Source organism: Aequorivita marina (assembly GCF_031631895.2).
Classification (GTDB): Bacteria; Bacteroidota; Bacteroidia; order Flavobacteriales; family Flavobacteriaceae; genus Aequorivita; species Aequorivita marina.
On the sequence record NZ_JAVMBW020000007.1, the window covers coordinates 43,689 to 56,452 of the forward strand.

Annotated in this window: 8 protein-coding genes; 6 read left to right on the plus strand and 2 right to left on the minus strand. The window is 36.5% G+C overall.

The window, feature by feature from the left end:
- Window positions 1–52 precede the first annotated feature (52 nt).
- Window positions 53–3,730 (plus strand): BamA/TamA family outer membrane protein, encoded by a 3,678-nt coding sequence (locus QPK98_RS09610; RefSeq protein ID WP_310993044.1) that lies wholly within the window; start codon window positions 53–55, stop codon window positions 3,728–3,730.
- A gap of 81 nt (window positions 3,731–3,811) precedes the next feature.
- Window positions 3,812–7,525, plus strand: a complete 3,714-nt coding sequence (locus QPK98_RS09615; RefSeq protein WP_310993045.1) for a metallophosphoesterase — start codon at window positions 3,812–3,814, stop codon at window positions 7,523–7,525.
- 161 nt (window positions 7,526–7,686) lie between these two features.
- Here the strand turns inward: QPK98_RS09615 and QPK98_RS09620 are convergent, their stop codons facing one another.
- Both QPK98_RS09620 and QPK98_RS09625 read right to left on the minus strand, forming a co-directional pair.
- Window positions 7,687–8,184 (minus strand): Dps family protein, encoded by a 498-nt coding sequence (locus QPK98_RS09620; protein WP_310993046.1) that lies wholly within the window; start codon window positions 8,182–8,184, stop codon window positions 7,687–7,689.
- 195 nt (window positions 8,185–8,379) lie between these two features.
- Window positions 8,380–9,888: a helix-turn-helix domain-containing protein gene (locus QPK98_RS09625; RefSeq protein WP_310993047.1), complete on the minus strand. Its 1,509-nt coding sequence runs from the start codon at window positions 9,886–9,888 to the stop codon at window positions 8,380–8,382.
- Between the two features lie 556 nt (window positions 9,889–10,444).
- On the opposite strand from QPK98_RS09625, the gene QPK98_RS09630 reads away from it, so the two are divergent.
- The 4 genes from QPK98_RS09630 (at window position 10,445) to QPK98_RS09645 (ending at window position 12,721) form a co-directional block, all read left to right on the plus strand.
- Complete coding sequence (locus QPK98_RS09630; RefSeq protein WP_310993049.1) at window positions 10,445–11,008, plus strand: TetR/AcrR family transcriptional regulator; 564 nt, start codon at window positions 10,445–10,447, stop codon at window positions 11,006–11,008.
- A gap of 67 nt (window positions 11,009–11,075) precedes the next feature.
- The gene (locus QPK98_RS09635) at window positions 11,076–11,624 is read left to right on the plus strand and encodes a carboxymuconolactone decarboxylase family protein (protein ID WP_310993051.1); all 549 of its coding nucleotides are present in this window, start codon (window positions 11,076–11,078) and stop codon (window positions 11,622–11,624) included.
- A gap of 88 nt (window positions 11,625–11,712) precedes the next feature.
- Window positions 11,713–12,027 (plus strand): EthD family reductase, encoded by a 315-nt coding sequence (locus QPK98_RS09640; protein WP_310993053.1) that lies wholly within the window; start codon window positions 11,713–11,715, stop codon window positions 12,025–12,027.
- Between the two features lie 25 nt (window positions 12,028–12,052).
- On the plus strand, window positions 12,053–12,721 hold the full coding sequence (locus QPK98_RS09645) for a hypothetical protein (RefSeq protein WP_310993054.1): 669 nt from the start codon (window positions 12,053–12,055) through the stop codon (window positions 12,719–12,721).
- Window positions 12,722–12,764: the final 43 nt, after the last annotated feature.

Below are 12,764 nucleotides of genomic sequence, written 5' to 3' on the forward strand. Positions count from 1 at the left end.
AGTAAAATTTTAGATATCCAAATTACTAAAAAATCAACCGCCAATTATCTATATGAATAAAATTAACATCTTTATAACTTTTGTGTTAGCCGTTATCCTCTCTGCCTGCGCAACCTATAAGCCGCAATATAGAACTACAAAAGAAGATTCTTCAAAACTGGTTTCAACAGCCGAAGTGGATAAAACTTTTTACCTGATAGGAAATGCTGGAAATGATGGGCCTGAGGCTTCAAAAGCTATCAAGGCTCTTCAAAACTATATTTCAGAAAACAATACGGAGAACAGTTATCTGCTGTTTTTAGGAAATAGTTTTTATCCCGCTGGAATGCAACCTAAAGACGAGGAGGCGAGCCAAAAAGCAAAAAACTCTATGCAGTTGCAATTGGATGCTGTGGCAGATTTTAAAGGCGAAGTCATCGTGCTTCCCGGAAATCGCGATTGGAAAAGTGGGGTAGATGGGCTTGAACTTGAAGAAGATTTTTTAAAAGCGCGTTTTGATGATGCCGATGTTCTACAGCCTAACAATGGTTGTGGTTTGGAAGGTATTGATATCAATGATGATATTTATTTGCTGGCTTTAGATACCCAATGGTTTTTGGAAGATTGGGATGCGTACCCCAAAATGAATAAAAAGTGTGAAATTAAAACCCGCGATAAGTTTTTTATTGAAATTGAAAGCGAGTTAAAGAAAAATGCCACCAAGACCATATTGATTGCAATGTATCATCCCATGATTACCTACGGGGAGCATGGTGGTAAATATCCGGCAATCCATAAAGACTTTTTGAGTACGTTTATAAAACAAGTGAAAATTCAAGGTGCAATCGCTAAACAAGATCGTTACAACGAGCGGTATAACGAGCTTATGAACCGGTTAAAAGTATTGACCAAAGACCTGGATAGGCTTATTTTTGTTTCAGGCTTAGACCAATCTTTACAGTATAATGAAAACGGTGGTGTAAAACAGATTGTATCGGGGTCAGGCGTTGGGGCAACAGCAGCGGCACTTGGGCAGTATGGACAATTTGTTGCTGGTCAAGAAGGTTTTGCAAGGTTGGATGTTGAAAAAAACGGTTCTTCTGAAGTCCAATTTTATAAAGCCAATGAAGATGGTTCATCAGAATTACTTTTTCAAAAGGAAATAATTCCAGCCGAAGAAAGCTTTGATTTTTCAACCCTTCACGAAAACTTTCCCGAAACGGTAAAGGCAAGTATTTACAGCGAAGAAATGGTGGAAAAAACAGGTTTTTATAAAGCCCTATGGGGTCAACATTACCGAAAAACTTACGGTACCAAAGTTACTGCCAAAACAGTGCGTATAGACACACTTTACGGCGGCTTGCACGTGGTTCGGGCAGGAGGCGGCCATCAAACCCGCTCCCTAAGGCTGGAGGATGCAGATGGTAGAACCTATAATATGCGCGGGATGAAGAAAAGTGCGGTGCAATTTCTTCAAAATGTGATTATTAAGAATAAAGAAATAGAAAGTGATTTCGAAAATACGATTCCTGAAGATCTCATACTCGATTTTTATACAGCAGCATATCCGTATGGTGCGTTCACTATTCCAAAACTTGCAACTGCAGCCAATGTTCTACATACCAAGCCTAAACTCTTCTATGTACCGAAACAAAAAGCCCTGGGGAAGTTTAATAAAACCTATGGCGATGAATTATACATGATTGTAGAGCGTCCGGATGAAACATTTAAAGGTGAGATTTTTGATTATCCAGACAATGTGGAAAGTACCGATGATCTTTTGGAAAAATTGCATAAGGATGAAAAATATGAGCTAAACGAAAAAGCCTATATCAGAGCCCGGATTTTTGATATGTTGGTTGGCGATTGGGATCGGCATAACGATCAGTGGCGCTTTACCCAGCATGATAATGAGGATGGTACAGTGAGTTTTGAACCTATTCCGCGGGATCGAGACCAGGTATATTCAAAATTTGATGGAGGTCTTTTTAATGTAGCACGTAGCTTATTTAATACTGCTAGGCAATTTCAGGTTTATGGCCCTGAGCTAAAACACACCAAATGGTTCAATTCTGCTGGAATTAAATTGGATCATGCTTTAATTCAAAACCAAGGAAGAGAAGTCTGGCTTGAAGAAGCAGAAGTAATTAAAAACGTCATTACGGACGCCGTGGTTGAAAGTGCTTTTAAGGATCTTCCTCTCGAAGCCCAAGATAAAACGGCTGCCGATATAAAGAAAAATCTAAAGGGAAGAAGAGATAACATCGTTCAAATTGCCGAGGAATATTACGATTACTTCGCTAGGCTGCAGACGGTAATAGGCACCAATAAAGATGATTATTTTGAAATTACCCGCCTGCCCGATGGAAAAACCAATATTAAAGCCTACAGAATAAAAGGGGGTGAAAAGGCCGATATTATGGTAGATCGTACTTTTTATGCAAATGAAACTAAGGAAATTTGGGTTTACGGATTAGATGACGATGATGTTTTTGAAGTTAAAGGCGACGGTAAAAACCCTATCTTCATTCGGATTATCGGCGGGCAGAATAACGATGTCTATAAAATAGCCAATGGTAAAAAAATTAAGGTCTATGATCAGAAAAGCAAGAAGAATACTATAGAACAAAAAGCCGGTGCAAGATTTCGGTTTACTGATAATTATGACCTAAATACTTATGATTATAAAAAACAAATTCAATCTGTAAATTTATTACTTCCTTCATTTGGCTATAATCCCGATGACGGGTTTAAATTAGGAATTTCAAATGCGTTTACGGTAAATGGCTTTCAGCGCAATCCTTTTTCACAACAACATAGATTGGCCTTGGGGTATTATTTTGCCACTACTAGTTTTATCGCAAAATATGAAGGAGAATTTGCCAACATATTTGGAGATTGGAACTTTTTGATAGGTGGGTATTTTAAGAACCCAAATTTTTCTGAAAACTATTTTGGCTTCGGAAATGAAACCATTAACCCAGATTATGTATTTGATGCGGGAAAAGATTACAATCGCGTACGCATTGGAGGTTATGGAGGCTCTATCGGTATTAAAAAAGATTCGCCTTACGGAAGTGTTTTCGAATTTAAAGCGCGTTTTGAAGGCATTAAGGTGCAAGCTACCGAAGATCGGTTTGTTACGGAAACTAAGGCTAACCTGACAGGTTTGGATGAAACCAAGTACTTTGCAACACTAGAGGGAAAATATCAATATGAAAGTTATGACAATAAAGTGAACCCAACCCGCGGTATGGATTTTACCTTGGTAGCGGGGGGCACTCAGAATATTCAAGAGCGTGAGGCAATTTTTGGATATGTAAAACCCAAAATAGTTTTTTATAATGCGCTTACCAGAAACCGGAAGCTCGTTTTAAAAACCGATGTACGTGGGCAATTTAATATTGGAAATAACTTTGAGTTTTATCAAGGCGCGCAATTGGGCAGTGATTCTGGGTTACGTGGATATAGAAAAGAACGTTTTACGGGACGCACCGCTGCCGTTGGAGGTGCAGACTTGCGATACAGCTTTAATAAATTCCGTACCGCTATAACGCCGCTTCAAATTGGAATTTTTGGAGGTTATGATTTGGGTAGAGTATGGATGTCAAATGACACATCAAACGTTTGGCATAATTCCTATGGAGGTGGAATTTGGGTTAACTCCGCCGATTTGATTAGTGGTACTTTCAATCTATTTACCGGAGATGAAGGACTGCGTTTTACCTTTGGCGTAAAGGTTTCCATGTAACTGTTTTCAAAAGTTAGATTATATTTGGAGAGCGACTTCAATTCTCAATTATTTCCCTTACAATAGTAGTGAACCTGAGTTATGATATTTAAAAAATATTTCTTCTTTATTTTAATAGTTTTCTTGGTCTCCTCCTGCGCCACTTTTGCACCGCAGTTTAAAGATATGGATGCCAAACCAGTATATCCAACCCATAAAAATGTTGAAAAAACCTTTTATTTGGTCGGTGATGCAGGGCTTTCGCCAATGGGCGGAATGAGTGATGCGCTGGCTACATTTAAGGAATTTTTAGAAACAGAGCAGACTTCTGGAAACTACACCATCTTTTTAGGCGATAATATCTATCCTGCAGGTATGGATCCGAAAGACCATCCTCGGCGGAAGCAATCTGAAAACATGATTGACGCCCAATACAAAGCAGTTAAAGACTATGATGGACAGACCATTTTCCTTCCGGGAAATCATGAATGGTATAATGATGGAGTGTTAGGAGTTGCTAGGGAAGAGGCTTATGTGGAATCTAAATTCCCAGGTCAAGATGCTTTTAAACCGAGTAATGCTTGTCCGTTGGAAAGTTTAAATGTTTCAGAAAACATCCAATTGATTATTATAGATACGCAATGGTTTTTGGAGGACTGGAATAAAAACCCAAGTATTAATCAAAAATGCGACATCAAAACCCGTGAGAAGTTCTTTATAGATCTTAAATTGGAGCTGGAAAAAAATCAAAATAAAACAATTGTCTTTGCCATGCACCACCCTATGTTTACCAATGGCAACCACGGCGGTTATTTTGCATTGGAAAAACATTTATATCCATTTCAAAAAAAGATACCCTTACCAATCTTGTCATCTTTGGTGGTTCAGATACGTTCGCAGGGTGGAGTGTCTGTTCAAGACCGATATAATGAGCTGTATAATAACTTTATGAATAAGTTGCAAGAGCTTGCAAAGCACAACCAACGCTTGGTTTTTGTTTCGGGCCACGATCATAACTTACAGTATATAGAGAAAGATGGATTTTCTCAAATTGTTTCCGGTGCAGGCTCTAAGGAATCGTATGCAGCAACAGGTAAGGATGGTTTTTTTAGTACTGGCGCACAAGGATTTGCCGTTCTTGATGTGTTTAAAGATGGATCGTCATGGGTGCGGTATTATGTAAAAGGCGAAGGTTTTAAGCCCGATTTAATTTTTCAGAAGGAAGTGATTCCCGCACCAAAACATTTAGATGTTTCGCAATATCCCAAAACATTTCCGAAGCAATATACTACGTCTATTTATAAACAAGACAGTATTAGTCAGGCCTTATTTTTTAATACGGTATGGGGAGCGAAGTATAAAAATGCCTACGCACAGCCAGTTAAGGCAAAAACGGCAACTTTAGATACACTTTATGGCGGACTAAAAGTGGTAAATGAAAATAAGGCTGCCGACTATAATTCGTTGCTCTTAACCGATAAAAAAGGAAAGCGTTACAGTATGAGGCCCATGGGCAAGAAAGCGCTTCAAGTTTCAAGGCAGTTGGTTTTTGAGGATAATACAAACGAGCCTTCTAAAACCGAAAGCACTGAGATTCCCACTATAAAAGGGCAAGAATTTAACTTTTATACAGCCACCCATCCTTATGCGGTATTGGCAATTCCTGAAATGGCGAGAGCTTTGGATATTTTCTATACCCAGCCAAGGCTTTATTATGTGCCGAAACAAAAATCGCTTGGTAATTATAACGAAACCTATGGTAATGAACTCTATTTAATTTCGGAAGAACCTAGTGAAAAAAGTGAAGGAGAAGGTTTTTTTAACTATCCAGATGAGGTTCAGACTACGGATGATATTTTAATAGAACTTAGAAAAACGGGCAATGTATTTGTGGACGAGGAGAATTATATTAAATCTCGACTTTTTGACATGCTTATAGGAAACTGGGATAGGGGACAAGATCATTGGCGCTGGGCAGAATTCAAAGATGGTGGAAATACACATGCGTATGTGCCAATCCCCACCAATCGGGACAATGCGTTTTCGAGTTTTGAGGGGAATATTCTGGATGTAACCCGCTCTTTATTTAGCGGAACCAAACAAAGCCATGTTTATGGTGAAGACCTCAATGACCTAAAATGGTTTAATAAAGAGGGAATTGTTCTAGATAGAGCTTTGTTGGCAAACTCGGGCAGAGAACAATGGAAATATCTTGCACGCATCTTGCAAGACCGTATTACCGATGCGGTAATAGAAAGCGCTTTTAACGCGATTCCTGAAGCGGTACAAGATGAAGCTCTGGAAGATATAAAGCAGAAATTGAAAGCCAGAAAAGCAAACTTAGTTGAAATTGCTGATAGTTATTTCACGTATTTGTCAACACTACAGACTATTGTAGGGACGGATTATAACGACCGTTTTGAAATTACCAGACTGCCTGATGGAAAAACCCAAGTAAGAAGTTTTAATACCATAAACGGAATAGCCTCTGATACGCTTATAGACCGTACATTTTCATCAAAAGATACAAGGGAGGTTTGGGTATATGGTCTTTCGGGTAGCGACACCTTTGTTGTGGATGGGACTGAAAACGATTTAATCTATATTAGGCTAATTGGAGGGCAGGATAGCGATGTTTACAATTTGAATCAGGGACGAAGGGTAAAAGTTTATGACTTCGAAAAGAAAACGGATAGCATTTTAAACGGAAATAGAAGAAACTTCCGTTTTACAAATGTCTATAGCCTCAATGCTTATGATTACCGAAAGCAAATTGAACATTCTCAAGGTATTGTTTCGGCTATTGGATATAACCCAGACGATGGTTTTCGTGCAGCGGTTCAATACGTTTATAGCGTAGATGGTTACCAACGCAATCCGTTTTCGCAAAAACACAGTTTTAATGCAGCTTATTTTTCAGATCGAAATAGTTTTGAAATCGGCTATAGTGGCGAATTTGCCAATATTATAAACAACTTAAACCTTAATGTTGGTGGTCGCTTTACCAGTCCCAACTTTACAAGAAACTTTTTTGGCTATGGTAACGAAACAAAAAATTTTCAAGCGGAAAGAGGATATCGATACAATAGAATAGAAGTCCAGCAAATCTCTGCAAATGTTGGATTATTGCGAAACAGTAACTTTGGTAGCTTCTTTAAGCTTCAAGCCTCTTTTGACGCTTTTAAGGCGAATAAACTGCCCAACAATTTTATTTCTGACACAAATATTTGGAGCACGGACCAAAGCGTGTATTACGGCACATTGGAAGGAGTATATAACTATAGAAGCTATGACAATACTATTGATCCGAGTATTGGGATGATGTTTGATTTGAATGCTGGGATAACCGATAATCTTGAGCGTATGGATGAGGTTTTTGGGTTTATAAAGACCCGAATAGGATTTTATAACGCATTGGTAAACAGCAAAAAGTTGATCTTAAAAACAAACTTGAGTTATGAAGTTAATCTAGGGGAAAATTATCAGTTTTATCAGGCACCCAGTTTAGGAGGTGATAATGGCCTACGCGGCTATAGAGAGCAACGCTTTACTGGTAAATCTTATTTAGTAGGGAGTGCCGATTTACGCTATAGCTTACCTTCCTTTAATATTGGTTTGCGACCATTTAAGATGGGAGTATATGCAGGCGCCGACCTTGGCAGGGTTTGGTTAAGGCAAAACGTATCAGAAAAATGGCATAACTCTTATGGCGGTGGATTCTGGATTCATGGCGTAGGTGGATTGAATGCGAATGTGAGTATGTTTAGTTCTAAAGAAAGTAATCGTTTCGTTTTTGGCCTGGGCTTCGATTTTTAATTTAGTCCTTTTCTTATAATCATAAACCCCATATCTTTTAAGTAGGTCATTTTTGTATGGAATATACCGCAATAAAAAACTGGGAAGAATTGAAGTTACTTTCAAATCATTCCCAGCTTTACAGTTTTATTGGCATGCCTTACATGCTATAGAAGTCTGATTTATTTTTCAACTTCAGGATGGCTTGCGCCTTCTTTCATTGACCAAGCATCTAACATCCAGCTTACTTTTTCAATGTGGGCAATAAAGCCACCAATCATATCAATTGTTCCTTCGTCGTTTGCGTCATCTGCTATGTCAACTACTTTTCGCATTTGTTTTAGCAGTTTTCCATGGTCGTCTAGAAGTATCTTTACCATTTCCATATCTTTGGTATCTTCAGGAGACTCTTTGATGCTACTCATTTTTAGGTAATCGGTGAAATTACTGGTTGGTTGAAAGCGAAGTGTTAAAATACGTTCGGCAATTTCATCTACCTTTAACTTGGCATCATCATACATTTCTTCAAATTTCACATGAAGTTCGAAGAAGTTATGGCCAACCACATTCCAGTGGAAGTTTCTTAGTTTTTGGTAATAAAGGTGATAATCTGCTAAAAGCACATTAAGTTCTTTAGCGGTATCTGTTGTTTTCTTTTTATCTAGGTTTAAATAGCCCATATTGCTTGTTTTTTTAGGTTCACTCAAAGATAGCAATTGCTCTTCTGAAGCGCAATTATAAGGGAGGGTTTAGCCTTTTTTTAACTTGACAGGAAGCTGTTGAACTTTCTCTTATTGAGGCTTTGAAGAATTTAATGTCGTTGATTGAGAATTAAAAAGAAAACCAATTATAAACCAATAAATATACTACGAAAATCAAGATTTGATTTTACTTATGAATTTAGAAGGAGTTTCACCTAAAACTTGTTTAAAACAGGAAGAAAATTTACTATGAGATGAGAAGCCGCTTTCCTTGGCTAAATAGCTTATTTTATAATTTAGATATTCGGGGTCGGTTTTAAGTTTTTGAACAATAAATTTAATGCGTAGTTCATTGATGTAGTTATTGTAGTTGGTAACATCTTTAAGTCGTAGAATTTTCCGCAAGTATTTTTCATTCGTATTTAAATAGCCCACTAAGGTTGAAAACGACATTTCTTTATCTAAAAATACGTTTGAAGATTCAAATTTGTTAAGCTTGCGCATAAGTTCCTGCTCAATCTTTTGAGAAAGGTTTATTTCTACCTCTTTAGGTTTACTTACAATATCACGTTGTTTTGGCTTATTACGCTTTTTAACTGCAAAATAAACCCCTGTAGAAGTAAGGATAATAAAAACACTTGTTATAAATATAACATTGCTTGTCCATCCACTTTCACTTGAAATGGACACCTCTTTTTTCTCGATGATAGGATACTCTGCCATTGCATTAATCATAGACTTATCATGCCGTATAATTATACTCGCTAAACTATCCTGCTTTTTTACATAGCTTGTAAATTGTTCAGAATCATTCGTCTTTTTATAATACTCTTTTAGGCTTTTATATACTTTATTCTTAAATGAATTACTATTGCTAGCTTCTGCAATGCTTAAAGCTTTTTGAAGGTATACATCTGTACTGTCTAAGATATTTTTATTTAAGTAAATACTTCCCAATCCTTGATAAAGACGTCCGGTGTATATGGTGTTTTTTGTGTTCCATTTATCCAAATAACGATTTGCTAGATGATACGTTTCCCGAGCTTTATCTAAGTGATTGAGGTTAAAATAACAATCGCCAAGTAATTGATAACATCTACCTAAAATTGCAGCAGCTTCAGGCATTGTTGATGCCCATAATTTATAATCAGAAGTCGCTTTTAGAAGTATATCTCTTGCTTTTTGAAAATCATAATTTGCCATGGCCATTTCTGCTTCACCTTTACTATGTGTAGCCTGAAATTTGTGCTGCCAATATTCATTTTTAATTTTAGGAATTAAATTTTCAGCTTCCTTAAGCATTGCATTACCCCTTTGGTAAAACCCTAAAGAGCGATATAATTCTCCTTTGTAGTAAAGCGCCCAAACAAGAACATCGTTAATGTTGTTCTCTTTAGCTGTTTTTATAGCCTTATCAATATGGTTTAATGCCGAAATGGGGTCTCGCTTCTTACCCAAAATTCCAGCCATTAGCATTAGGCTCCTTGCCTGTTCTCGAGGAACTTTAGCGCTTTGATATAACGAGTCTGCTACACGAAATGCTTTATCTGAATCTTTTATGGCTAGGTTATAATAAACATAATAAAGCGTGTCATCAAAATTTTTATGAATCTGTGCGGTAGGTTTAGGGAATGCTCCTTTGTCTTGAACAATACCTGCTGCCTGCAGTATATTAAAGTGCATACAGCAATAACAAAATAATATGGTAGCAACTAAATTTTTGATGACAATAGGTGGTTTGTTTTTGATGTGATGATTAATAAAATTGGTACTGGCAATTGAATGTTATTTTAGTAGAATGAGTCTAAAACTGAATGTTTGAGAAAAAGTCAGTTTACAATCGAGAGAAATCATGGGGTGTCATAGAACTTGATTAAAAGAGAATCAACTTTCGTCTCGTTGTGGCAGGAAATAGGCATTGATATAAAACCTTTGTTAAAGCATATAAGCTCAGTTATAAAATAAACGTAAAAACTAATGACCTACTCCAATTTTGGAAGTTGGACTGTATAACGTTTTGAATATGTAGAAGTAAAGTAATATTTGTTTCATTATGTCTAATAAGAATTAAAGGTTTATAAACACTTTCAAAGATATAAAAACTAATAATATTGCCTGATTAAAGTCACAGGTTTTATAAGAGTAGCACACACCTGCTTTTCAAGCTTACTCAAAAATAAAAGTTAAATAGTTGTATGTAGCTAACCAATCGTTTAGTTTTGCCCTGTAATCAAAAATAATGGCAAGAAAAAAAGGATATAACGAAGAGGCAGTTGTTGAAAAAGCTATGAATGTATTTTGGCAAAATGGCTATGAGGCAACTTCGATGCAAATGCTTGAAAAAGAAATGGGCATCAATAAGTTCTCTATATATTCAAGTTTTGGAAGTAAGCACGGCCTGTTTCTGGAAAGCATAAAATGCTACAATGCCAAGTCAAAAATTATTTTTGAAAAATTAGAGAAATCTTCAAATGGCGTTGAAGGTATTAAACAGTTTTTCTATGATTCAATTAATGTTCGCAAAGAAATAGGAAATGGAAAAGGCTGCCTGGTAACCAATACTTACAATGAGTTTTCTGAGAGCGATGATCAGTTAATCAAAGATCAGATGAAAAAGTTTATGGAAAACATCAAAAAAATATTTATTAAAAAATTATCTGCAGATACCGGCAAAGACAAAGAAACTGTACTCAAACAAGCTAACTTTCTGTTACTGGCAAAACACGGTTTAGCAGCAGCTTGCAGAGTCAATAATGAGAAAGAAATAGAAGATTATATTGAAATGACCTTTCAAGGTTTATAAACATTTTTTTTGCCTCAAATCTAAACGATTGTTTAGATATTTATTAATCACTAAAACAATAAAAATTATGACAACATTAAAAGTTCACAACATCGAAACTGCACCAGAAGAGAGTAAAGGCTTATTAGAGCAATCTCAAAAATCAAATGGGATGATACCCAATTTACATGGCGTATTGGCAGGTGCTCCAAAAATTCTTGAGGCTTACCAAACCTTGCATGAATTGTTTACAGAATCATCATTTAACAATGAAGAATTAACCGTGGTGTGGCAAGCCATCAATGTAGAGCATGAATGCCATTACTGTGTTCCTGCACATACAGGTATTGCCAAAATGATGAAAGTAGATGACGACATCACAGAAGCACTACGTAATGAAACTCCATTGGAAGATGCAAAACTAGAAGCCTTAAGGACAATGACATTAAGCATTGTCCGTAATCGTGGGAATGTTTCACAAGAAGATTTAGATGCTTTTTATGCAGCGGGTTATGGTGAAGCGCAAGTATTGGAAATTATTTTGGGATTGTCTCAAAAAACAATCAGCAACTATGTCAACCATATTGCAAACACCTCTGTTGATGAGCCTTTCCAGAAATTTACTTGGAAAAAATAAAAATGTAGCCTAATAAACTATAGGCGAATAATTGTAAACCTTTCTCCTTTTTTGAGGAAGGTTTACTAATTTTTTAAGAAGACATCCTATGATCAAAGTATCCGTCATGTATCCGAACGCTAAAGATGTAGCATTTGATGCAGAATATTACAAAAATACGCACCTACCAATGGTTTCAAAATTAGTTGGTAGTGCTTTAAAAGACTTAGAGTTAGATCTAGGTGTGGCGAGCCGAGTTCCCAAAGAACCTGCGCCTTACGTCGCCATAGCTCATTTAAAATTTGATAGTATAGCCTCGTTTCAGGAGTCATTTGGGCCTCATCAAGAAACGCTCGCTGCAGATTTAGAAAACTATAGCAACGTCAAAGCCGAACTGCAAATAAGCGAACTGATAAAATTTTAAAACAGAAATTGAAAGCTAATTCGAGATGATGGAAGTGAAAAACGAAACAATAAAACAAATAGCAGAAAAGAGCTTTAACGCAGTTTTTAGAACGACTACGGACGCGCCTGGTTTTATGCATCTTGTTTTTAGTGAAGAACTTACTCCGTATCAATTCAGGTCAATTTTGACAGAATTAAAGAAAGAATTATCGGCTCTTACGGTTTCAAAATTTAATAAAAAGCTAGACTATCATTGGTTAGTTCGTTTTGATCAGCAAGTAAATACCCCTTTTCACGTTGATAATGCAGCAGATCAATCTATATTGATGTTAGGGTACGAACCCAGTGAGGTAGAAAGTGAATTACAAATTGCAGATTACCACGCTTATGCTGAAACCTGTACAACACCTGAAGACTATTACAACAAATTTACACCTGTTTATAAGGATGAAGAGCGCTTCCTAAAACCTTTTACTTCAATCATAAAGACTGTTGACAGCTATAAATATTCCGTTGTGATAATGAATAATAGCAGTCCAAAACCGAATGTAGATACGTTAGGCGTTTTTCATAAAGCACATATTTTAAATAAGGATTTAAGCAAAAGCAGGATTGTTAACTCTATGGTTTTAAATGTTGTTGCAACAGATAAAGTCACTGAAGATGAAAAAAAAGAAAACCACTTTCTAAACAATAATCTAATTAGTAAATAACACGATAATTGATGTGGAAATAAATACAAACTCAATTAAAAAA